The sequence below is a fragment of the Pseudomonas sp. Sample_21 genome, assembly GCF_004307525.1.
In the GTDB taxonomy this organism is placed as follows: domain Bacteria; phylum Pseudomonadota; class Gammaproteobacteria; order Pseudomonadales; family Pseudomonadaceae; genus Aquipseudomonas; species Aquipseudomonas atacamensis.
Genome location: NZ_RCNZ01000065.1, coordinates 32,090 through 54,401, shown reverse-complemented (window position 1 = coordinate 54,401; position 22,312 = coordinate 32,090). Strand labels below are relative to the sequence as shown.

The following is a 22,312-nucleotide window of genomic DNA, read 5'->3' as shown; positions in this document are numbered from 1 at the left end:
ACCTGAGCGTTCTTCACTGAATCCAAAGCCACAATCACCTCGGTCTTCCAGGTCGATGCATGACGCAAGACACTTCGGTCGGCTCCCTCTCCCTCCGGGAGAGGGCTGGGGTGAGGGGCTTTTGATCCCAGCGTGATTAAACAGGCTGCAACTTCTGCTCAAACACTGCTACCCCATCCAGATCCCGCAACACCACGCTCATCTCCCCGCTCTGCGCTTCAATATTCACCTCACCAAAAAACTGAAACCCGGCAAACGGCGAGGTGTTCTGTGCGGGCGGTGCTTTCTCGAACACCACCTCAGGCCCGAACGTCTTGTCCAGTGGATTCGGCCCGAAACTGCCGGCGTTCAACGGCCCGGCGACGAATTCCCAGAACGGTTCGAAATCCTGAAACGCGGCGCGGTCCGGGTGGTAGTGATGCGCCGCGCAGTAGTGCACGTCCGCCGTCAGAAACACGAAATTGCGCACCTGCTGCGCGCGCAGAAAGCCGAGCAGTTCGGCGATTTCCAATTCACGCCCCTGCGCCGGGCCGGGGTCGCCGTTGGCCACGGCTTCCCAACGCGCAACGCCCGGGCTGACCTCGCCGTCCGGGACGCCCAGGCCGATGGGCATGTCGGCGGCAATGACTTTCCACTGCGCCTTCGATGCCTGCAACTCACGCTTGAGCCAGTCCAGCTGTTCACGGCCGAGAAACGGTTTTGCCGAGCCGAGGTTGTCGTCGTTGGCTTCGCGATAGCTGCGCATATCCAGCACGAATACGTCGAGCATCGGCCCGTAGCTGAGCTTGCGATAAATGCGCCCGCCGCCGTCCGCCGCTTGCAAACGCATCGGCGCATATTCCAGCCACGCCTGCCGCGCGCGGCCGACCAGCTTGTGGATATCTTTCTCCTGATAACGCTCATCCAGCTGCTTGCCCGGTGACCAGTTGTTGACCACTTCGTGATCGTCCCACTGCCAGATCTGCGGCACTTCGGCGTTGAAGCGGCGGATGTTTTCGTCCATCAGGTTGTAGCGATAGTTGCCGCGATAATCGTCGAGAGTCTGCGCGACTTTGCTCTTGGCTTCGGTGGTGATATTGCGCCAGATGCGCCCGCTTTCGGTGGTCAGTTGCGCGGGCACCGGGCCGTCGGCGTAGATGGTGTCGCCGCTGTGAATAAAGAAGTCCGGCAGGCGCAGGCGCATGGCTTCGTAGATGCGCATCCCGCCGATGTCCGGGTTGATCCCGAAGCCCTGGCCGACGGTGTCACCGCTCCAGACAAAACGGATGTCGCGTTTTGTCGTTGGCACACTGCGCAGATGGCCGAACCATGGTTCGCTGGCGACGCCGCTCTGCGCATCTTCGAAGTGCACGCGATAGAAGATTGCCTGGTTGGCCGGCAGGCCGGTGAGTTCGACGCGGGCGGTGAAATCGCTGCGCGCATCGGCCAGTGGCGAGACGAATTTGCGCGGGTTGCCGAACAGGCTGCCGGTGTCCCACTCGACCACCATGCGCGCCGGCCGATCGCTGCGGCTCCAGATCATCGCGCGGTCGCCGAGCAGGTCGCCGGACTGCACGCCGTCGGTGAGTTGCGGACGATCCTTGACCGAGGCAATCAGCGCCGGCGCCAGCCCCGGCAGCAACAGCCCGGCGCCGACCGCTTGCATGACGCGACGCCGACCGAGATTGAAATCGCTCATGGTGTTCTCCCTGCAAAAGGGAAAACTTAAGCACGCCTATATGAACTCGCCATGACACCACTAACCATTGTGGGAGCGAGCCTGCTCGCGAAAGCGGTGTGCCAGTCTACATACATGTCGCTGGTAGATTGCATTCGCGAGCAGGCTCGCTCCCACAGGGATTTGGTGTTGTCGGTCAGGCCTTGGCGGGCTCCAGCGCTAACTCGACAGCCTCCGGCCGTTTGAGCAACGCATACACCACTGCCGTAACCAGGCTCCCCGCAACAATCGCCAGCAGATACAGCAGCGCATGGTTGATCGCATTGGGGATCGCCAGCACGAACAAGCCACCGTGCGGCGCCATCAGTTTGCAGCCGAAGTACATCGACAAGGCGCCGGTCAGCGCGCCGCCAGCGATGCTCGCCGGAATCACCCGCAGCGGATCTTTCGCGGCAAACGGAATCGCCCCTTCGGAGATAAAGCACAGGCCCAGCACGAACGCCGCTTTGCCGGCCTCGCGCTCGCTCTGCGCGAACTTGCGTCGGGCAATGAAGGTGGCGATGCCCAGACCAATCGGCGGCACCATGCCGGCGGCCATGGTTGCGGCCATCGGTGCGTAACTCTGCGAGGCCAGCAGCCCCACCGAAAACGCATAGGCAGCCTTGTTGATCGGCCCGCCGAGGTCGACGCACATCATGCCGCCGAGCAATACGCCGAGCAGAATCGCGTTGGTGGTGCCCATGCTGTCGAGGAACTGGGTGAGCGCGGCGAGCATGCCGGCGACCGGTTTGCCGACCACGTAAATCATCACCAGGCCGGTGACCAGACTGGCCAGCAACGGAATGATCAGAATCGGCTTCAGCGCTTCCAGGCTCTGCGGCAATTTCACATAGCGGGCGATGGCTTTGGCGGCATAACCGGCGATGAAACCGGCAATGATCCCGCCGATGAATCCGGCGCCCAGAGTGCCTGCGAGCAAGCCGCCGATCATTCCCGGCGCAAGGCCCGGGCGGTCGGCGATCGAGTAGGCGATGTACCCGGCGAGTAGCGGCACCATCAGCTTGAACGCGGTTTCGCCGCCGATCTGCATCAGCGCCGCCGCCAGCGTGCCTTCTTCCTTGTAAGCGGTGATGCCGAACACGAAGGACAACGCGATCAGCAAACCACCCGCCACCACCATCGGCAGCATGTACGACACACCCGTGAGCAAGTGTTTGTAGACGCCGGTTTTTTCCGACTTGGCCGGAGCCTTGCCGTCGCTTGCCGCACTTTCCACTGCGCCTTCGGCCAGGGCTTTTTTCAGGGTCGCTTCGGATTGCTTCAGGGCAACGCCCGTGCCGCAGCGATAGATTTTCTTGCCGGCGAAACGCTCGGTAGCGACGTCGATATCCGCCGCCAGCAGCACCACGTCAGCCTCGGCGATGGCCGTTGCGCTGAGTGGTGTTTTCGCGCCGACCGAGCCTTGGGTTTCGACCTGCAACTCATAACCCAGACGCTTGGCAGTCTGCTGCAACGCTTCGGCGGCCATGAAGGTGTGGGCGACGCCGGTCGGGCAGGCCGTGATGGCGACGATGCGTGGCGCACGGGGCGCGTCAATCGCCGCTTCGACTGCGCTGGCCACGTAGACTTCGGCTTCTTCAGCACCGCGACGCAGTACCGCTTCGACATCCTGCAAGGCCTGCGCCGGAGCGATCTGGAACACGCGCTTGCCGACGAAGCGACTCATGTCCACCGCGCCAGTGGTGACCAGCAAGACCCACTCGGCGGCTTCGATGGTCGCCGCCGACAATTCGCGTTCCGGGTGTGCCGGATCGACCACTTCAACGCTGGTGCTCCAGCCCTGACGCTGCGCCGCTGCATCGAGCAGGCGCGCGCACAGCACACTGGTGACCATGCCGTTCGGGCAAGCCGTAACAATGGCTAACTTCATCACAAACCCTCTTATTGTTCTGTCAGGGGGCGCACGCGCACGCCCTGTTCGAGCTGCGCCAGTTGCGCTGCGTCGTTGATGCCAAAACCGATCTGGGTCACCGCCATCGCCGCAATCGCGGTGGCGGTGCGCAGGGTTTGCTCGGGGGTGTCAGCGCTGAGCAGACCGTGGAGCATGCCGGCCAGCAAGGAATCGCCGGCACCGACCGTGCTGGCCACGCTGACTTTCGGCGGCGTGGCGTGCAGGGCTGAGCCGACACTGAACCAGTTGACCCCGTCGGCGCCGTGGGAGATCACCACGTGCTCGATGCCTTGCGCATGCAAACGTGCGGCGGCTTGTGCTTCGGCGATCGGCGACACCACTTCGCAGCCAAGGGCGTGGGCCAATTCTTCGGTGTTCGGCTTGATCAGCCAGGGGCTGGCCTGCAACGCAGCGCGCAAGGCTTCGCCGCTGGAGTCGAGAGCGACTTTCAAGCCGAGCGCGTTCAACCTTTCAATCAGCTCGCGCAACCACTGCGCCGTGACGCCACGCGGCAGACTGCCGGCGACCACGACGGCATCGTGCCCCGGTGCGATCTGCTGCAAGCGATCAAGCAAGGCTTGCTGCGCCGTTGCATCAACCACCGGGCCAGGCCCGTTGATGTCGGTGATGCGCCCGTCCTGTTCGGCGACTTTGATGTTGCTGCGCGTCTCGCCCGGCACGCGGATGAACGCGTCGACGAAACCGCGCTTGGCGAACAGGGTTTCGAACGCTTGCTGATTGTCTTCGCCGAGAAAGCCGCTGACGGTGACCTGATGGCCGAGATCCGCCAGCACCTGGGCGACGTTGACGCCTTTGCCCGCAGCGTGGGTGTGCATCTCCTCGCTGCGATTGACCTGACCGGCATCCAGCCGTGACAGCTCGACGGTGAGGTCGAGAGCCGGGTTGAGGGTCAGGGTGAGAATCTTGGCCATTTACAGGGCCTCCACTAATGCGCGTACTTCATTCGCGCTGCCCACGGCCAGGGCCTGTTGAGCGAGGGTTTGCGCCTGGGACAGGCTGAGTTCACGGATGCGCGCCTTGACTTCGGCAATGCTGCGCCCGGACACGCTGAGTTCGTCGACACCAAGGCCGACCAGCACCGGCACCGCCAGCGGATCTGCCGCCAGCTCGCCGCAGACACCCACCCATTTGCCATGGGCATGGGCGGCACGCACGGTGATGTCGATCAGTTGCAGCACCGCCGGGTGCAAGCCATCCGCTTGAGCAGACAGCGTCGGGTGACCACGGTCGATGGCCAAGGTGTATTGCGTGAGGTCGTTGGTGCCGACGCTGAAAAAATCGACTTCCTTGGCCAGAACCGGCGCGAGCAGTGCGGCGGACGGCACCTCGATCATGATCCCCAGTTGCAGGTCGGCGACTGGAATTTCCAGACGCAGGCGTTCGGTCATGTCGCGGGCCTGGCGCCACTCTTCTACGCTGCCGACCATCGGGAACATGATCCGCAGCGGACGGTTGTCAGCCGAGCGCAGCAAGGCGCGCAGTTGCGCTTCCATGATCTGCGGCCGCTGCAGGGTCAGGCGGATGCCGCGCACGCCGAGGAACGGGTTTTCTTCCTTGGCGATCGGCCAATACGGCAGCGGTTTGTCGCCGCCGACATCGAGCGTGCGCACCACCAGCGGCCGTCCAGCCAGACCATCGAGGACGCGACGGTATTCGGCTTCCTGGGTTGCCTCGTCCGGTGCCTGCGGGTGGGCCATGAAAATCAGTTCGGTGCGCAGCAGACCAATGCCTTCAGCGCCCTGCTCCACCGCGCTGGTCACGCCTGCGCTTTCGCCGATGTTGGCGAACACTTCGACGGCGTGGCCGTCGGTGGTGTGTGCCGGTTGATGGCGTTGTTCGGCGGCGATCTTCAGGCGTTGCTCGCGGGTGTCGCGCTCTTCGGCGGCACGCTTGAGGGTCGCGGCATCGGCGTCGACATGCAGACGGCCACGCTGACCGTCGAGCAATAGCGGCGTGCCCGGTTCGAGCAACAGCACTGCCGCCCCCGCACCGACCAGTGCTGGAATACCGAGCGCGCGGGCGACGATGGCGCTGTGCGCGGTAGCACCGCCGCGCGCGGTGAGAATCCCCGCCACTCGCGCAGGATCCAGGCGCGCGACATCGGACGGGCCGACTTCGTCCATCACCAGAATGTACGGTTGCTCAGGTTCGTTCGCGGTCTGCACGCCACACAATTGCGCCAGCACGCGACGACCGATGTCACGCAGATCGGCGGCACGCTCGGCGAGCAAAGCGTCCTGCAGCGACTCCTGCTGTTTGGCGGCCGCTTCGATCACTGCCATCCACGCCGCTTCGGCGCTTTCGCCTTGCTTGAGGCGGGTGTCGACTTCGTCGGTCAGATCCGGGTCGTCGAGCATTTCCTGGTGAGTGATGAAAATCTCGCGGATCGCCTTGGCCTTGCTGCGTTCGATCAAGCCTTGGATGTCGCGGCGCACGTCGCTCAGCGCTTGCTTGAGGCGCTCGCGCTCGATCGCGGCAGATTCGCCGCGCAACGGGTAATCGATGGTTTGCAGCACCTGAATGTGCGCAGGGCCGATGGCGATGCCCGGTGCGGCAGGAATCGCCTGCAACAGGCTGCCGGAGGCCGGAGCCACCAGCACTTCGGCGATGTCGGCGATCACTTCGCGCTGCTGACTCATGGCCGGCAGCGGCTCGACTTCCTCACCGAGGCCTTCTTCAATCGCCGCGAGCAGGGCGGGCAAGGCATCGGCGGCGATGCTCGGCTCGGCGATCAGCTCCAGCACCTGACCGCGCCGGGCGCCGAGGCTGAGCAGTTTGCTCAGGCTTTTGACCGACACGGCGCTGTCCTGACTGTCGACGATGCGCACGCGGATTTCGCCGTCGAAACTCTTCGCCAGTTGCGCGAGGATCTTCGCCGGCCGCGCATGCAAACCGTGGGCATTGGCTAGGGCAATACGTGCACTCGGCCAATCGGCAGGCAATTCACCGCCCAGCACTTCGAGGACTTTGCGGCTGCTGGTGGCGCGGCCCAATTCGTGACCACGACCTTCGATCAGCAACGCGCACAAACGCTCGAGCAGAGCCTGATGCGCTTCGCCCAGACTCGCCAGGCAGAACAGTCCGCTGAGCGGCTGGCCGAGGTAGCGCATCGGTTTGTCCGGGGTGACGAACGCCAGTCCCGGACGCTTCACGGTCTGCTCGCTGTGCAGCCACCACAGGCCGTCGCCCAGTGGCAGCGCTTCAACCTGCTGCAACACGCCGGCAAAGCCGTTGCTCACACATTCCGCCTGACGCAGCAGACGTGCGCCGCGCCAGACCAGTTCTTCGAAATCATCGGCCGACACGCCGAGGCCGATCATCTGCGCATCCAGCGCCAGTTCCTGCGGCGCGCCTTGCAACAGTTTAAGCAGCGCTTCGGGGGAGCTGGCGCGACGCAAGGCCTGGCCCAGATCGGTCTCGCCGAGGGCGCGGGTCAGCAGTTGCAGCAGGCGCAGGTGTTCATCGGATTTCGCCGCGATGCCGATGGCCAGATAAACGATCTGGCCATCGCCCCAATCGACACCATCAGGAAACTGCATCAGGCGCACGCCGGTGGCGAATACCTGATCGCGGGCTTCCGGCGTACCGTGGGGAATGGCGATGCCTTGACCGAGAAAGGTCGAGCCCTGGGCTTCCCGGGCCTGCAGGCCGGCGAGGTAGCCGTCGGCAACCAGACCGTCGGCGACCAGATGACTGGCCAGCAATTGCAGGGCAGCGGGTTTATCCACGGCCGACTGGCCCATGGATATCTGCTCTATAGTGAGCTCGAGCATGCGATCTCCTTTTTGGCGCAGTTCAACGCCAGGTATTGTTTTGAATGGTTCACAGCTTAGGCGCTCTGCCGCGCTTTTCAGCGGCAGTTTTGGCGGTTTCACGGCAGGACCGGCCAAAGGCGTCTAAAACGTAGAAAATACGCTTGCTGAAACGTTTAATCTAGATTGATCGGCACGTTACTCGATAATGTCTCATCCTTGAAGTCCAACTGGTCGGATCTGCCCAGGCAATAAGTCGACTGCCCTTATCGGGTAGGATTGGCGAAAATGTCGCGGCATGCTCGAAAAAACAAGGAAATACCGGGTTGAAACTCAGTGATATCGCGCGGTTGGCCGGCGTCTCCGTCACCACCGCCAGCTACGTCATCAATGGCAAGGCCGAACAGCAACGCATCAGCAACGCGACCGTCGAGCGCGTGCGCGCGGTGGTCGATCTGCACGGCTTCACGCCCAATCCGCAAGCGGCCGGCCTGCGCAGTCGGCATACGCGCACCCTGGGTTTTATCCTGCCGGATCTGGAAAACCCCAGTTACGCGCGGATCGCCAAGTTGCTCGAACAAGGCGCGCGGGCGCGCGGTTATCAATTGCTGATCGCCAGTTCCGACGATGCGCCGGACAGCGAGCGCCAGTTGCTGCAACTGTTCCGCGCCCGCCGTTGCGATGCGCTGATCGTCGCCAGTTGCCTGCCGGCCGGTGATGACAGCTATCGCCAGTTGCAGGCCAAGGGTCTGCCGATCATCGCCATCGACCGGGTCATGGAACCGGAGCATTTCTGCTCGGTGATCAGCGACGACCGCGAGGCCAGCCTGCATCTGACCCAGAGCCTGCTCGATCCGCAGCCCAAGCAGATCGTGCTGCTCGGCGCCCGCCCGGAGCTGAGCATCAGCCAGGAGCGTGCCGCCGGCTTCCGCGAGGCTCTCAAAGATTTCAAAGGTGAGGTGCTGGTCGAGCACGCCGAGTCGTTCAGCCGTGAGTGCGGCAAGCAACTGATGGAAGAACTCCTGCAGCGTCTGGGGCATTTGCCTGACGCGCTGGTGACCACCTCCTACGTGCTGCTGCAAGGCGTGTTCGATGCGCTGCATGATTTCCCGCTGAAATCGCGGCCGCTGCGCCTGGGCACGTTCGGCGACACGCAGTTGCTGGATTTCCTGCCGCTGCCGGTCAACGCCATGTCCCAGCAACACCAGTTGATCGCCGACAAGGCGCTGGAACTGGCCCTGGCAGCCGTCGAGCAGGACGACTACCAACCGGGCGTGCAAGCCATTGCGCGAACTTTCAAGCAGCGTATTCATCGGGACTGAATCGTGGAGCTGATCGACAGCCACACCCACCTCGACTTCCCCGACTTCGACGCCGATCGCGCGGCGCTGCTGGCAGAAAGCCGTGCCCTCGGCGTGCAGCGCATCGTCGTGCTGGGGGTGCATCAGGGCAACTGGCAACGGGTCTGGGATCTGGTGCAGAGCGATGCCGATCTGTACGCGGCGTTCGGATTGCACCCGGTGTTTCTCGATCAGCATCGCCCCGAGGATTTGCACGCGCTGGGTGACTGGCTGAAGCGCTTGCGCGGGCATCGGCAGCTGTGTGCGGTGGGCGAGATCGGTCTGGATTATTTCATCGAAAACCTCGATCGCGAACGGCAACAGGCGTTGTTCGAAGCGCAGCTGCAACTGGCCGCGGACTTCGAGTTGCCGGCGCTGATCCACGTACGCCGCAGCCACGCAGCGGTGATCGCCACGCTCAAGCGCTTCAAGCTCAAACGCGCCGGCATCATCCACGCCTTCGCCGGCAGCCGTGAGGAAGCACGGGAGTACATCAAGCTCGGGTTCAAACTGGGTCTCGGCGGCGCACCGACCTGGCCGCAGGCGCTGCGCATGCATCGGGTGCTGCCGGAACTGCCGCTGCAATCAGTGGTACTGGAAACCGACTCACCAGACATGGCCCCCGCCATGTTCCCCGGCCAGCGCAACAGCCCGGCGCATCTGCCGGCGATTTGTGCGGCGCTGGCCGAGCTGATGAATATCACGCCTGAACAACTGGCCAACGCCAGCACCGCCAACTGCTGCGAAGTCTTCGGCTGGTAACACCGCCATCCCCTGTGGGAGCGAGCCTGCTCGCGAAAGCAATCTGGCAGTGACGTCGTCAATGCCTGACCCACCGCCTTCGCGAGCAGGCTCGCTCCCACATTTTTGATCCGGTTCCAGCCTTTCAGACACGAAACGCGCTGATCAGTTGTTTGAGCTCAACCACCTGCGCCGACAGCGCACGGCTGGCATCTTCGGTCTGGTGTGCGCCTTGTGCTGTGCGTTCGCCGGCGCGGTTGATTTCGACGATGTTCTGGTCGATGTCATGGGCCACGGCAGTCTGCTGTTCGACGGCAGCGGCGATTTGCTGGTTCTGATCGACGATCATGCCCACCGCGCCAAGAATGTTCTCCAGCGCCTGCTGGACCTTCTCCGACTGGCCCACCGTGCCGTTGGCCATCTGATGGCTGACGCCCATGGCCTTCACCGCCGCGCCGACGCCACCGTGCAGCTTGGCGATCATCTGCTCGATTTCTTCGGTCGATTGTTGGGTGCGCTTGGCCAACGTGCGCACTTCATCTGCGACCACGGCAAAGCCGCGCCCCTGCTCGCCGGCTCGCGCCGCTTCGATCGCAGCGTTGAGCGCCAGCAGATTGGTCTGTTCGGCGATGCTCTTGATCACTTCCAGTACACGGCTGATCGACTGGCTGTCGCTGGCCAGTTGATTGATCACCAGCACCGACTGATCAATCTCGCTGGCCAGCGCGGCAATGCTGCCCTGCTGCGATTCCACCAGCCCGCGCCCGCTGAGGGTTTCGTCGTTGACGCTGTGGGCGCTGCTCACCGCCGCAGCAGCACTGCGCGCGACTTCCATTGAAGTCGCCGACATCTGGTTCATCGCCGTCGCCACTTGTTCGATCTGCGAGCGCTGCCCAGCGACAGCCTGATTACTCTGCGCCGAGACGCTTTCGACCTGCACGGCCTGGCGCTCGACTTCGCCAACGGTGTGGCCCACGCGTTCGATCAAGTCGTGAATCTTCTTCACCGTACCGTTGAACACCTCGCCCAACTCGCCCAGCTCATCGCGGCTGCTGGCCTTGAAGTTGACGGTCATGTCACCGGCCGCGACCTTGTCCATCATCGCGCCCAGGCTTTTCAGGGTGGTCCGGGTCGAGGCGTAGAAACCGCCATAAAGATAGAAAATCAGCACGAACACCACCGAAAGCGCCGAGGCTTGCAGAATCATGTGCGTGCGGTTCTGCGCCAGTCGCTGCTGCAACTGGTGGTCGAGGAATTTCAGCGTGGCCTGATTGAGCTGGTAGGTGTGCTCCATCAGCCCGGTGACCTGATCGTAGAATGCCTGCCACGGCGCATCGAGGGTGTCGGCCATCACCACTTGTTCTTCGAACAGCTCGCTGGCCTGCTTGAGCGAAGCCTTGCTGGTGTCAGCCTGCGCGCTAAGGGATTCGCGTGCGGCGTTGCTGGAGCCGAGGGCGTCTTGCAGTTTCAGGGCGTACTCGGCCTGGAGTTTTTCGAGCTGCACCAACAACTCGTCAAAACGCGTGCTCGAGGAACTATTGAGAAAGCCCTGGCCCAACGAATACGAACCCATCGCCCGGCCTTCGCCGAGGGTTTGCGTGACACTGGGGGTAATCAGCGTGACCAGTTCGCTGAGCTGACGAATGTCGCTCTGGTTGTCGCGGCTCAACCCGGCCTGACTGGTGATGATCTGGCTGAAAATCTGCGCACTGGCCAGCAACTTGCCGATCAACGCGCTTTTGCTTTGCAGCGAGCTCTCCGCCTGCTGGGCCTTGAACGCGGCGATCATTTCATCGCGCTTGGCCTCGAACTGCTTGATCTGCTCGGGATCTTCGGTCATCGCCGTCAGCCCTTCGAGGCGCGCGAGCACAGCCTGCTCCAGCGTCTGGATCTGCGCTTCGACATTGCCGGCCTTGCCGGACTGGCCGAGGGTGACGTCGATCTGCACCAGATTGTTCAGGGTTTCCAGATCCCGGCGCAGGGTCAGGCTGCTGCCCAACAGGTCGAGGCTTCGCAGTTCGACGCGAGTGCCCTGAAATTCGCGATAGGAGTCGCGTACCAGATAGAAATTGGTCACCAGCATCGGCACTAGGAACAGCACGCTGATCAGGCTGAACTTCATGCCGAAGCTCAGACGGTTCATCAGCGAGACGGCGGGATAGAGCAAGCTCTTCACTGGAAGTCTCCCTTGGTTTTTCTTGTTTTTATTGGCAGGCGCGGGACGACAGCAGATAGCCACTATCGGGCGCTATCTCTGTATAGCGTAAATCGGCGGGAGGTTTTGTAACTTATGGTTACTGATGCATGGTGGAACAGGGTTTTCAGGGCTGCGACGCAGCCCATCGGGGATAAATCCCCTCGCCACAATGAGTTTCACGCTGGCTTATCAGTGAACCAGAACCGTCCACAAGGCAAACCCGGCATACCACAGCACCGCCGCGCGCAGCAGCAGTTCCCACAGGCAATCGAGGGTGTTGATGCCGTCCGGGCCGACCACTGGCGGTGGAACTTCCCCGGCTGCCAGGCCGACCTTGTTGATCAACTGCGCAGCACTGATGTTCCAGTTCAGCAGCTCATGCAGCATCACCCGGCTGACCGCGACGAAGTTGCCGACCAAGGCCAGACTCGCCGCCAGCAAACGCACCGGCACCCAATCGAAAGCGTGACGCAATTGCGCAGCACGCTCGACCAGCGCCGGATTGCTGCCGTGCTCTTCGGCCAGCGCCAGCAAGCGATAGGCCAATGCCGCCACCGGACCGAGGAGGAAGTACCAGAAGATCACCGCAAAAAAACTCTGATAGGCCTGCCACAGCAGATGCCCCTGCACTTGTTCAAGCAATTGCTCGCCGCTGTCGGCGCAGATGTCCAGGTCGCGCTTGGCCACGTGGGCCGCCGCTTGCAGATCCTCACGGCGCCAGGCGTCGCGGAACGGTCCGAGGCCGCCGAGCAGGTCGCCACGCCCGAGGCTGTAAATCACCACCAGCAAATGCACCGGCAGCGCCAGCAGACCGTACGCCACCGGTTCCAGCACCAGCAGCAACAGCGCCAGCAACGCCACCGGGCACAGCACCAGAATCGTCAGCACCAGCCACGGTTGCCTGGCCAGCCGTTTGCTGTTTTCGAGTTTGTGCAGTTCGCGGATCCATCCGCCGTCGCGTTGAAGCCGATGGCGCAGGGCCGAAAACTTCTCGATCCACACCGCCAGCAGTAACACCAGAAAACTCATTGTCCTTCCTCTTTTGCCAGGGCTGCGCGGTAGCGTGCCCAGTCGAATGCTGGTCCCGGATCGGTCTTGCGCCCCGGAGCGATATCGCTGTGGCCACAGATACGCTGAGCGGTGATCGCCGGAAAACGTTTCTGCAACTGCCGGGTCAGCGCAGTCAACGCGCGATATTGCTCGTCGGTGAACGGCAGATCATCGGTGCCTTCCAGCTCGATGCCGACGGAAAAATCGTTACAGGTTTCACGACCCTCGAACACTGAAACGCCTGCATGCCACGCCCGCGCAAGACAAGAGACAAACTGGGTGACCTTGCCGTCACGTTCGATCAGAAAATGCGCCGAGACGCGCAGGTCAGCGATGCCTGCAAAGTACGGGTGTTCGGTGACATCCAGACGATTCTGGAAAAATTCCTGCACCTTGCCCGTGGCGAATTGCGCCGGCGGCAGGCTGATGTTGTGGATGACCAACAGGGACACTTCGCCCGCCGGGCGCTCATTGAAGTTGGGCGACGGGCAGATCTGCACGCCATGACACCACCCGCTCGCGGGATCCAACTGCATACCGATTCCTTCAACGCCGACCATGTGGGCGCCCAGTATGCCGCGATCCGCCCCCGCCGCGCGATCACTTGCCGCGATTGAGTCGCCGCAGGTCGCCCAGCACCGATTCCAGTGCGCGGTCGAACAGCAAGGTGTCATCCAGCGCACGCGCGGCGCCACGGCTGAAAGCCAAGGCGAGGTCGGTGCGGCTGTGCTCCAGCACCTTCGTCCCGGTGCGGTCGACGAAGACATATTTGCCGGTCTCTTCGATGATCGCGGCGAGTTTGCAACGCAAGCTCTGTTCGTCGTCTGCGTCGAACACCACCCAGTGGCCCACACGCAACTGCTCGACCTGAGACAGACTGGCAGCGTCTTGCGCCAGGCGCGGCGCCGGGGTGGCTGCTGCCTGGTCGGCGCTGTGCTGCAAGACCTCGGGCGTGACTTCGATCAGCGGCATGGCGCTGTGCTCGGCATCGTCGGAACGTTCCAGCACGCGTACGTGCAGAGCCTCCAGCTCACTGAAAAATTCGCTGGTGGCAAACGGGTCGAACGCGGTGCTGCTCAGGCCATCGCGCAGTGACTTGAGCAAACCCGGGACCAGTGCCAGCAGGCGCAGGCTGGATTCGCCGTCGTCATGGCGCTGCACGCTCCAGACCAACTGTTCCATGGTCTGCACGTCGGCGTGCCATTCGGCGGACTGATCGCCGTGCTTGAGGCAGGTCAGCAACAGCACTTTGCTCCAGGCCTGCTGGACGAAACTCACCACCGTCGCCGGCAGCACTTTGCCCAGTAGCGCCTGTTGCAACGCCTGCGCGACACGCCGCTGAGCCAGCTCGGCCTTCGCCCGGCCTTCCTCGGCGTCCCGCAAGCGTTGTTCCAGCAGTTCAGTGCGACGGCGTTCTTCCTGAGTGAAGGCGAGGAAGTCGGCGAGCAGTTCGGAGAAGATCGCCGGGTCGTCGACAAACTCGCTCAGCAAACGCTGCACCACTTGCTCGATGCGCACGTAGAGGCTGTCGCGCTCAGCGCCGTCGCAATCGCTCCAGCCCATTGCGGCCTCGGCGATTTCGTTGAGCAGGCGCCGCGCCGGGTGCGTGCTGCGGCTGAAGAAACTCTTGTCCAGCACGGCGACCTTGAGCATCGGAATCTGCAATCGGCCGATCAGCGCCTTGAGCGCGTCAGGCACGTTGCGATCGTCGAGGATGCAGTCGAAGACCATGGCGATCAGGTTGATCACATCTTCGTCAGCAGTCGCGACGACGCGGGAGCGGCCACTTCTGACGCTGACCCGGGTCAGCAGTTGTTCGAGCTGATGGCGCAGATCGAAATCCTCCTGAGCCTCAAGCGCCGGTACGTATTGCTGCAAGTGCGACAACAACCGCAGCAGGTCGCGGGTGTTGATCGGATGCGCCGGGGCGCCGGGCTCCAGGGTCGGTGTGACGCGGCCGCGCACCTGGGCGAGCAATTGCTGCATCGCTGCGAACACTTCCTCGATGCCTTCGTCCGCTGGCGGCTCGTCGAGATCTTCAATCAATGTGTCGCTGTCCGCAGGCTCGACCATGCGACGAGCCACGGCGGGCTTCAGATGTGGCAACACGCCGGTCGCGAGCAACAGCTGATTGGCTTCGCCATACAGCTGCTCGGTGTCAGCCAGCACGTAACGTTCGAACAGCTTGAGCAGGATCAGCTTGACCTTGATCTCGACGCCGAGGTTACGCCCGGCCTGCAGGAAATATTCGCAGAGCATCGCCGGACTCAGCGGGTTGTGCTGATCGTCCAGACGCTTGCCGAGCATCGAGCTGAAGCGTGCGGTCAGTTGATCGAGAGCGAAGCCGTCGCGCTTGAGCACGCGACTGACCATGGTCTGCACGGCGACGGTACGCTCCATGGCATCGGTGCGCGGCGCCGACTCTTCGACCACCGGCGTGCGTGGCAGGGTGTTGGCGGCGGGGTCGTATTGGGTAAGGCCGGCGAAGGCTTCAAAGAACAGTTCAAGAAAGCCGCGCTCGATATTCTTGCGCTTGAGGCGCAGGTCGCGCATGGCTTCGAAAAAGATGTTCTGATCGACGTCGTTGCGCGCCCGGTCGGCCATTTCGAACAGCGTGTCGTCGGCGTTATCGAACAGCTCCTGCAAATCGTGGCGCAGCTGCTGCGCAGCCTTGTCGCGAACCTGCAACAGAATCACCGGCAAGCGGGCAAGCGGCGAGTGGTCCGCCAGATCGGCAGTCGCCCGGTGCAAAGGCACCACTTTCCCGTCGTTGCGCATCCAAGCCTCCTGGAACGGTGATTCGGTTCGTCGCTTTCGACACTGCCCCAGCGGAGTCGTTCGTCAAAGCCATGACGTCAAATACAAGGCGGATTATCTGGCAAAAGAGGTCGACGATGCTATAGGCCTCAGGGTTTCCCCTATACGTCATACACCTCGCACTCAGCGCAGGAAAATCGACCAGATGCGCCAGGCACGCACGTTCTCGCCTTGGGTTGGCTCACGCCCTGCCCCTATAATCGAACCACTTTGTTTGTGGAGTCCGTTATGCCGAATCTACGTCTCGCCGATCTGACCGCCGAAATCGAAAACAACGTGCGCCGTGCGTTGCTCGAAGACGTCGGCAGCGGCGACATCACCGCGCAACTGATCCCGGCCGAACGCCTGGCCAAAGCCACCATCATCACCCGTGACGACGCCGTCATCTGCGGCACCGCATGGGTCGATGCGGTGTTTCGCCAGCTCGATCCGCGTGTGGCGGTGCATTGGCAAGTGGTCGACGGCCAGCGGGTCAAAGCCAATCAGCCGCTGTTTCATCTGGAAGGCCCGGCGCGCTCACTGCTGACCGGTGAACGCAGCGCGCTGAACTTCCTGCAGTTGCTGTCCGGCGTGGCGACGCGCGCGCAGTACCTGGCAGACTTCGTCGGCGAGACGCAGGTCAAGTTGCTCGACACCCGCAAAACCCTGCCCGGCCTGCGTCTGGCACAGAAATACGCCGTAACCTGCGGCGGCTGCCACAACCATCGCATCGGTCTCTACGACGCCTTCCTGATCAAGGAAAACCACATCGCCGCCACTGGTGGCATCGCCGAAGCCGTGGCCGCCGCACACAAGATCGCCCCGGGCAAACCGGTGGAGATCGAAGTGGAAAGTCTTGAAGAGCTGAAGCAGGCGCTGGAAGCCGGCGCCGACATCATCATGCTCGACGAACTGAGCCTGGACGACATGCGCGAAGCGGTACGCCTGACCGCCGGCAAAGCGAAACTGGAAGCCAGCGGCGGCATCAACGAAAGCACGCTGCTGCCGATCGCCGAAACGGGCGTGGATTACATTTCGATTGGTGCGATGACCAAGGATGTCAAAGCGGTGGACTTGTCGATGCGACTGAGCCTCTAAACGCAGCGGCAAGCTACAAGCTACAAGCTACAAGCCAAGCGACTCTGCTTTGACTTGCAGCTTGTAGCTAGAAGCTCGCAGCTGCTCTTATACGACGAGATTATTCATCTCGCAGTACTCTTCCCACTCAACACCCAATACTTCCGCCGCTTCCTTGTGCAGCACGAGGCGCTGCGCCTCGAATTCCTCCGGCGTGCTCGTGTACTTGAGGGTCAGCTCCCACGGCTGCAAGCCCTGCGCTTCGGCTTCGTCTTCGAAGGCCCACTGGATCTGGTCTTTCTGATCATCGGGACTCAGATCCTTGATCTCATCCTTCAGGTCCGGCACATCCAGAAGGTATTTTTCCAGCGCTTGTTCGTGGCGTTGCTCTTGGGTCAATTCAGTCATGGGGTTCTCGCTGATCTTAGGAATGGAGGATGGATCTGGATCATCAAGGATCTCTCTGACGCAGGAAGCCATTGGAAGCTCGGTTTTTCCTGGCCTTCAGGACCATTCGTGGATCATCTGAAAACAACGGTGCTTGCTTGTCTGGGACAAAGGAATCCTAACAGAGACGCAAGCCAGTGCAACCGGGGGAATGAAATGAAGAGTGGTACTCGCTTGGTTACAGTTTCCTGTTTCCATGCGCGAAATCCACTGCGTATAAATCCTCACCCATCGCTTTTGAGGTTACGACGAACGAAACCTTCACATTGACCGCCCAAAAACAGGCAACTATATTCAGTTGCAATCATAGGCCAGCATGTCAAAGACTGAAAAACTTCTCGCCAAGCTAATCAACGGGCACAGCGCATTCACTTGGTCCGAGCTTGTCACTCTGTTAGGTCGTCTTGGTTACTCCCAACTGGAAGGATCCGGTAGCAGGATCAAATTCGACAACGGGAATCCGAGCGCATTGATCAACCTGCACAAGCCACATCCCGGAAATGAAATCAAAACATACGCAAGACGCCAGATTATCGAGCAACTGAAAACAGGAGGCCTGATTCCATGAGTTCCCAGCTGCACTACAAAGGCTATGTTGGCTCTATCGAGGCGAGCACGGAAGATAAGTGCCTGTTCGGAAAACTCCTTTTCATCAGGGCGCTGGTTAATTATGAAGGACAAACGGTGGCTGAACTGGAAGCAGCCTTTCGCGAGGCGGTAGATGACTATTTACAAACCTGTGAGCAACTCGGGCAGAAGCCTGAAATCCCATGCAAAGGATCGTTCAATGTTCGCATAGGTCACGATCTGCATTTAGCAGCGGCTCTGGCGGCAACCCGTCAAAATGTGTCGTTGAATGATCTGACACGTCAAGCACTGAACGAATACCTCCAACACCACGCATAAAACCGAAGGCGAAAATTTTTTGCCCGAGACAGGAATCGAACCTGCGACCTTCGCGTTACGAGTGCGCTGCTCTACCGGCTGAGCTACACGGGCGGTGGGCTAAACCTAGCACCGGTCTCGAGCTGCGGCAAATTTGTGGGTTGTCTGATGGTTTTCTTTTGAGAACTACAATTTCTTTATTTCAGATAAAAAAATGCCCCCGCCGTTTGCACGGCGGGGGCATCTTCATTGCGCTAAAGCGTTGGGGTGATTAAACGCCCGAAGCCTTGGCAGCTGCCACGTCTTTGATGGACAGCTTGATACGGCCGCGGTTGTCCACGTCCAGTACCAGCACTTCCACTTCCTGACCTTCTTTCAGAATGTCGGTGACTTTCTCTACGCGAGCGTCGCTCAGCATCGAGATGTGCACCAGACCGTCCTTGCCCGGCAGGATGTTGACGAATGCGCCGAAGTCGACGATGCGCTCAACCTTGCCGACGTAGATCTTGCCGATCTCGGCTTCTGCAGTGATGCTCAGAACGCGCTGACGAGCAGCTTCTGCGGCATCCTTGGTTTCGCCGAAGATCTTGATCGAGCCGTCGTCTTCGATGTCGATCGAAGCCTTGGTTTCTTCGCAGATCGCACGGATGGTCGCGCCACCTTTACCGATAACGTCACGGATTTTGTCGGTGTCGATCTTCATCGCGATCATGGTCGGAGCGTTGGCCGACAGTTCGGTACGCGACTGGCCAATGATCTGGTTCATCTGGCCGAGGATGTTCAGGCGCGCTTCAAGGGCCTGGCCCAGAGCGATTTCCATGATCTCTTCGGTGATGCCCTTGATCTTGATGTCCATCTGCAGCGCAGTAACACCTTTGGCGGTACCGGCTACCTTGAAGTCCATGTCGCCCAGGTGATCTTCGTCGCCGAGGATGTCGGTCAGGACGGCGAACTTCTCGCCTTCTTTAACCAGACCCATGGCGATGCCGGCCACCGGTGCCTTCATCGGTACACCAGCGTCCATCAGTGCCAGGGAAGCGCCGCACACGGAAGCCATCGAGCTCGAACCATTGGATTCGGTGATTTCCGACACCACGCGGATGGTGTACGGGAACACGTCAGCGGCTGGCAGCATGGCCGAAACCGAACGACGGGCCAGACGGCCGTGACCGATTTCGCGACGACCGGCGCCACCCATGCGACCACACTCGCCTACCGAGAACGGCGGGAAGTTGTAGTGCAGCATGAACGGGTCTTTCTTTTCGCCTTCCAGGGTGTCCAGCAGTTGCGCGTCACGGGCGGTGCCCAGTGTTGCCACAACCAGCGCCTGGGTTTCGCCACGGGTGAACAGTGCCGAACCGTGAGTCTTCGGCAGAACGCCAACTTCGATGTTCAGCGGACGTACAGTCTTGGTGTCGCGACCGTCGATACGTGGCTTGCCGTTAACGATATTTTCGCGAACGGTGCGGTATTCGATTTCGCCGAAGGCTGCTTTGACTTCAGCAGCGCTTGGCTGGCCTTCTTCACCGGACAGCTTGGCAACCACCTGGTCCTTCAGCTCACCCAGGCGAGCGTAACGGTCGGCCTTGATGGTGATGGTGTAAGCCTGGGAGATCGCTTCGCCGAACTCGGCACGGATAGCGCCCAGCAGTTCGGTGGCTTCTGGCGCAGGAGCCCAGTTCCAGGTTGGCTTGGCGGCTTCGGCAGCCAGTTCTTTAACTGCGTTGATCACAACCTGGAATTCGTCGTGAGCGAACAGTACCGCGCCCAGCATCTGGTCTTCGGTCAGCTCTTTGGCTTCCGATTCAACCATCAGCACGGCGTCGGAAGTACCGGCAACGACCATGTCCAGGCTCGAAGCGGCCTGCTGCTCGTAAGTCGGGTTCAGCAGGTAGCCGGTGCTTTCGTGGAAAGCCACGCGAGCGGCGCCGATCGGGCCGTCAAACGGAATGCCGGAAATGGCCAGGGCAGCCGAGGTACCGATCATCGCAGCGATGTCCGGATCGGTCTTCTTGCTGGTGGAAACGACGGTGCAGACAACCTGCACTTCGTTCATGAAGCCTTCTGGGAACAGCGGACGGATCGGACGGTCGATCAGTCGGGAAGTCAGGGTTTCTTTCTCGGAAGGACGGCCTTCACGCTTGAAGAAACCGCCAGGGATCTTACCGGCGGCGTAAGTCTTTTCCTGGTAATGAACGGACAGAGGGAAGAAGCCCTTGCCCGGATCGGCTTGCTTTGCACCGACAACAGTCACCAACACGCTAACGTCGTCGTCAACGGTGACCAATACTGCGCCGGAGGCCTGACGGGCGATACGGCCTGTCTCGAGGGTAACGGTCGATTGACCGAACTGGAATTTTTTGATTACCGGGTTCACGGTGTCCTACCTTCTTTGTGGCTCTTGGGGGAAACGGTTTCTTGCGAATTCTTGGGCAATCTCGGGAATCGGCCCGATGGCAATTGTCCGGGTGCTACAGGTAAAGCCATGCTGCAGATAAAACTTGAGGCTGGGAGCCTGCAAGGCGCCAGCGGAAAACCGCTGACGCCCGACAGACCACCAACCTCATAGCGCAATCGCTGATTAGCGACGCAGACCCAGGCGAGCGATCAGCGCGGCGTACCGGCTTACGTCCTTGCCTTTCAGGTAGTCCAGCAGCTTGCGACGCTGGTTAACCATGCGGATCAGACCACGACGGGAGTGGTGATCTTTACCGTTGGCCTTGAAGTGACCTTGCAGTTTGTTGATGTTGGCGGTCAGCAGTGCAACCTGCACTTCTGGCGAACCAGTGTCACCAACAGCTTGCTGGTAGTCAGCAACGATTTGAGCTTTTTCTTGAACGTCGAGAGCCATGAGGCAATCCTTCCTTATCAGGAAACTGTTTCAGGGAAACAGCTTCAACAGGCCAGGGACAAATCCCTGTATCTATAAATGAGTAGTGACCATGCCTGTTAACAGCCACACTCGCCGGCCCGCTTAACGCAGACCGGTTCCGGTCATTCTGACCGAATCAAGCGACGCGGCGCGATGCGCCCGTCTTCGCTCACTTCACCGATACCGATGAAACGACCATTGTGATCCTGTACTCGCACCATGCCGAACTTCGGCGCATCCGGGGCACGTACCGGCTGGCCGTTGAGCCAGTAGAACGCGCTCGCTTCAGAGAAGTGCAGCAACGGCCAATCCTGCAGGCCGCTGTCCGATGGCATCAGGAAGCGATCGACCGCTTCGTTGCCGCCTTCGGCATGTACCGCTTCCAGCTCTTCGAGGGTCACGGTCTGCGCCAGGGTGAAAGGCCCGGCCTGGGTCCGGCGCAGTTCTGCGACGTACGCACCACAACCGAGTTGCTCACCGATATCCTCCACCAGGGTACGAATATAGGTGCCCTTGCTGCAGTCCACCGCAAGCCGCGCAGTATCGCCTTCGAAGGCCAGCAATTCCAAGCGCGCAATAGTAACAGAACGCGGTTCGCGCTCCACTACTTCGCCTGCACGTGCCAGTTTGTACAGCGGCTGGCCATCACGCTTGAGTGCCGAGTACATCGGCGGTATCTGACTGATTTGCCCGCGAAATTTCGGCAGAACCGCTTCGACATCGGCGCGACCAACGGTCACCGGACGCTCCTGCAAAACCTCGCCTTCGGCATCGGCCGTGGTGGTAGTCTTGCCCAGTTGCGCCAGGGTCTCGTAGCCCTTGTCGGAATCGAGCAGGTATTGCGAGAACTTGGTCGCCTCGCCGAAGCACAGCGGCAACACGCCGGTGGCCAACGGATCGAGACTGCCGGTGTGCCCGGCCTTCTCGGCATTGAGCAGCCAGCGCACCTTCTGCAAGGCAGCGTTGGAGGTGAACCCCAACGGCTTGTCGAGCAGGATGATGCCGCTGACGTTACGACGGATACGTTTGACCTGAGCCACCGAATTACTCCTTGGTGTCTTCAGGTGCTGGAGCGGCAACGTGCTGATTGTCTTCAGCCACGGCGCGCTCGATCAATGCCGACAGATGCGCGCCACGCACGACGGATTCGTCGTAGTGGAAGTGCAATTGCGGCACGCTGCGCAGCTTCATTTCGCGGGCCAACTGCATGCGCAGGAAGCCTGCGGCGGCATTGAGCACCTTGATGCTTTGCGCGATGTCTTCAGCGTTGTCCTGACCCATCACGGTGATGAAAATCTTCGCGTGACCGACGTCACGGGACACTTCCACAGCGGTGATGGTGACCAGGCCGACGCGCGGGTCTTTGACTTCGCGACGGATCAGTTGCGCCAGCTCGCGCTGCATCTGATCGCCGATACGTTGGGTACGGCTGTATTCTTTTGCCATGATTTGTTACCTGTTACTGCCCAGCGGTGAAACCCGCAAGGTCTGAAAGCGGCAAACGCCCGGCCTGACAAAAGCCAGAC

At 61.2% G+C, this 22,312-nt stretch carries 18 protein-coding genes and 1 tRNA gene; 5 read left to right on the top strand and 14 right to left on the bottom strand.

Annotated elements, in window-relative coordinates; genetic code table 11:
* Positions 1–136: 136 nt before the first annotated feature.
* The 4 genes from D8U71_RS11035 to ptsP form a co-directional block, all read right to left on the bottom strand.
* Positions 137–1,678 carry an alkaline phosphatase D family protein gene (locus tag D8U71_RS11035; RefSeq protein ID WP_130887762.1) on the bottom strand — a complete coding sequence of 514 codons (1,542 nt, stop codon included), beginning with the start codon at positions 1,676–1,678 and terminating at the stop codon, positions 137–139.
* 175 nt (positions 1,679–1,853) lie between these two features.
* Complete coding sequence (locus D8U71_RS11030) at positions 1,854–3,587, bottom strand: PTS fructose-like transporter subunit IIB (RefSeq protein WP_130887761.1); 1,734 nt, start codon at positions 3,585–3,587, stop codon at positions 1,854–1,856.
* Positions 3,588–3,598: 11 nt separating this feature from the next.
* On the bottom strand, positions 3,599–4,540 hold the full coding sequence (pfkB, locus tag D8U71_RS11025) for a 1-phosphofructokinase (protein ID WP_110646626.1): 942 nt from the start codon (positions 4,538–4,540) through the stop codon (positions 3,599–3,601).
* The gene (gene ptsP, locus D8U71_RS11020) at positions 4,541–7,402 is read right to left on the bottom strand and encodes a phosphoenolpyruvate--protein phosphotransferase (RefSeq protein ID WP_130887760.1); all 2,862 of its coding nucleotides are present in this window, start codon (positions 7,400–7,402) and stop codon (positions 4,541–4,543) included.
* Between the two features lie 305 nt (positions 7,403–7,707).
* Here ptsP and cra point away from each other — a divergent pair, with 305 nt between their 5' ends.
* Positions 7,708–8,703 (top strand): catabolite repressor/activator, encoded by a 996-nt coding sequence (cra, locus tag D8U71_RS11015; RefSeq protein WP_110646628.1) that lies wholly within the window; start codon positions 7,708–7,710, stop codon positions 8,701–8,703.
* Between the two features lie 3 nt (positions 8,704–8,706).
* A complete protein-coding gene (locus tag D8U71_RS11010) occupies positions 8,707–9,483 on the top strand; it encodes a TatD family hydrolase (protein WP_130887759.1) in 777 nt (258 codons plus the stop codon).
* Between the two features lie 124 nt (positions 9,484–9,607).
* Here the strand turns inward: D8U71_RS11010 and D8U71_RS11005 are convergent, their stop codons facing one another.
* The 4 genes from D8U71_RS11005 to D8U71_RS10985 form a co-directional block, all read right to left on the bottom strand.
* Positions 9,608–11,638: a methyl-accepting chemotaxis protein gene (locus D8U71_RS11005; protein WP_130887758.1), complete on the bottom strand. Its 2,031-nt coding sequence runs from the start codon at positions 11,636–11,638 to the stop codon at positions 9,608–9,610.
* Positions 11,639–11,848: 210 nt separating this feature from the next.
* Positions 11,849–12,688, bottom strand: coding sequence for a regulatory signaling modulator protein AmpE (gene ampE, locus D8U71_RS10995; RefSeq protein ID WP_076565795.1), 840 nt, complete (start codon positions 12,686–12,688; stop codon positions 11,849–11,851).
* On the bottom strand, positions 12,685–13,245 hold the full coding sequence (gene ampD / locus D8U71_RS10990; protein ID WP_125927175.1) for a 1,6-anhydro-N-acetylmuramyl-L-alanine amidase AmpD: 561 nt from the start codon (positions 13,243–13,245) through the stop codon (positions 12,685–12,687). Before ampD ends, ampE begins: the two co-directional genes overlap by 4 nt.
* 64 nt (positions 13,246–13,309) lie before the next feature.
* On the bottom strand, positions 13,310–15,487 hold the full coding sequence (locus D8U71_RS10985; protein WP_130887757.1) for a DUF1631 domain-containing protein: 2,178 nt from the start codon (positions 15,485–15,487) through the stop codon (positions 13,310–13,312).
* A 267-nt stretch (positions 15,488–15,754) separates the two neighbouring features.
* On the opposite strand from D8U71_RS10985, the gene nadC reads away from it, so the two are divergent.
* Positions 15,755–16,603 (top strand): carboxylating nicotinate-nucleotide diphosphorylase, encoded by an 849-nt coding sequence (nadC, locus tag D8U71_RS10980; RefSeq protein ID WP_130887756.1) that lies wholly within the window; start codon positions 15,755–15,757, stop codon positions 16,601–16,603.
* Between the two features lie 87 nt (positions 16,604–16,690).
* Here nadC and D8U71_RS10975 read toward each other — a convergent pair whose 3' ends face one another.
* Positions 16,691–16,990 carry a DUF6388 family protein gene (locus D8U71_RS10975; RefSeq protein WP_076565788.1) on the bottom strand — a complete coding sequence of 100 codons (300 nt, stop codon included), beginning with the start codon at positions 16,988–16,990 and terminating at the stop codon, positions 16,691–16,693.
* 355 nt (positions 16,991–17,345) lie between these two features.
* Here D8U71_RS10975 and D8U71_RS10970 point away from each other — a divergent pair, with 355 nt between their 5' ends.
* Positions 17,346–17,597 (top strand): type II toxin-antitoxin system HicA family toxin, encoded by a 252-nt coding sequence (locus D8U71_RS10970; protein WP_130887755.1) that lies wholly within the window; start codon positions 17,346–17,348, stop codon positions 17,595–17,597.
* Positions 17,594–17,935 carry a type II toxin-antitoxin system HicB family antitoxin gene (locus D8U71_RS10965; protein WP_016771749.1) on the top strand — a complete coding sequence of 114 codons (342 nt, stop codon included), beginning with the start codon at positions 17,594–17,596 and terminating at the stop codon, positions 17,933–17,935. Before D8U71_RS10970 ends, D8U71_RS10965 begins: the two co-directional genes overlap by 4 nt.
* A gap of 20 nt (positions 17,936–17,955) precedes the next feature.
* Here the strand turns inward: D8U71_RS10965 and D8U71_RS10960 are convergent.
* The 5 genes from D8U71_RS10960 to rbfA all read right to left on the bottom strand — a co-directional run bounded on the left by D8U71_RS10960 (position 17,956) and on the right by rbfA (position 22,232).
* A tRNA-Thr gene (locus tag D8U71_RS10960) sits at positions 17,956–18,028 on the bottom strand.
* A gap of 157 nt (positions 18,029–18,185) precedes the next feature.
* Positions 18,186–20,291, bottom strand: a complete 2,106-nt coding sequence (pnp, locus tag D8U71_RS10955; RefSeq protein WP_024011572.1) for a polyribonucleotide nucleotidyltransferase — start codon at positions 20,289–20,291, stop codon at positions 18,186–18,188.
* Positions 20,292–20,495: 204 nt separating this feature from the next.
* Positions 20,496–20,765: a 30S ribosomal protein S15 gene (gene rpsO / locus D8U71_RS10945; protein ID WP_016771751.1), complete on the bottom strand. Its 270-nt coding sequence runs from the start codon at positions 20,763–20,765 to the stop codon at positions 20,496–20,498.
* Between the two features lie 143 nt (positions 20,766–20,908).
* Positions 20,909–21,826 (bottom strand): tRNA pseudouridine(55) synthase TruB, encoded by a 918-nt coding sequence (truB, locus tag D8U71_RS10940; protein WP_024011571.1) that lies wholly within the window; start codon positions 21,824–21,826, stop codon positions 20,909–20,911.
* Between the two features lie 4 nt (positions 21,827–21,830).
* Positions 21,831–22,232, bottom strand: coding sequence for a 30S ribosome-binding factor RbfA (rbfA, locus tag D8U71_RS10935; protein ID WP_016771753.1), 402 nt, complete (start codon positions 22,230–22,232; stop codon positions 21,831–21,833).
* Between the last annotated feature and the right edge of the window lie 80 nt (positions 22,233–22,312).

What these genes read in the sequence shown, in the direction of transcription:
- D8U71_RS11035 (WP_130887762.1), bottom strand. Translation starts at nt 1,678, where the DNA reads ATGAGCGATTTCAATCTCGGTCGGCGTCGCGTCATGCAAGCGGTCGGC.
- D8U71_RS11030 (WP_130887761.1), bottom strand. Translation starts at nt 3,587, where the DNA reads ATGAAGTTAGCCATTGTTACGGCTTGCCCGAACGGCATGGTCACCAGT.
- pfkB (WP_110646626.1), bottom strand. Translation starts at nt 4,540, where the DNA reads ATGGCCAAGATTCTCACCCTGACCCTCAACCCGGCTCTCGACCTCACC.
- ptsP (WP_130887760.1), bottom strand. Translation starts at nt 7,402, where the DNA reads ATGCTCGAGCTCACTATAGAGCAGATATCCATGGGCCAGTCGGCCGTG.
- ampE (WP_076565795.1), bottom strand. Translation starts at nt 12,688, where the DNA reads ATGAGTTTTCTGGTGTTACTGCTGGCGGTGTGGATCGAGAAGTTTTCG.
- ampD (WP_125927175.1), bottom strand. Translation starts at nt 13,245, where the DNA reads ATGCAGTTGGATCCCGCGAGCGGGTGGTGTCATGGCGTGCAGATCTGC.
- D8U71_RS10985 (WP_130887757.1), bottom strand. Translation starts at nt 15,487, where the DNA reads ATGCGCAACGACGGGAAAGTGGTGCCTTTGCACCGGGCGACTGCCGAT.
- nadC (WP_130887756.1), top strand. Translation starts at nt 15,755, where the DNA reads ATGCCGAATCTACGTCTCGCCGATCTGACCGCCGAAATCGAAAACAAC.
- D8U71_RS10975 (WP_076565788.1), bottom strand. Translation starts at nt 16,990, where the DNA reads ATGACTGAATTGACCCAAGAGCAACGCCACGAACAAGCGCTGGAAAAA.
- D8U71_RS10970 (WP_130887755.1), top strand. Translation starts at nt 17,346, where the DNA reads ATGTCAAAGACTGAAAAACTTCTCGCCAAGCTAATCAACGGGCACAGC.
- D8U71_RS10965 (WP_016771749.1), top strand. Translation starts at nt 17,594, where the DNA reads ATGAGTTCCCAGCTGCACTACAAAGGCTATGTTGGCTCTATCGAGGCG.
- rpsO (WP_016771751.1), bottom strand. Translation starts at nt 20,765, where the DNA reads ATGGCTCTCGACGTTCAAGAAAAAGCTCAAATCGTTGCTGACTACCAG.
- rbfA (WP_016771753.1), bottom strand. Translation starts at nt 22,232, where the DNA reads ATGGCAAAAGAATACAGCCGTACCCAACGTATCGGCGATCAGATGCAG.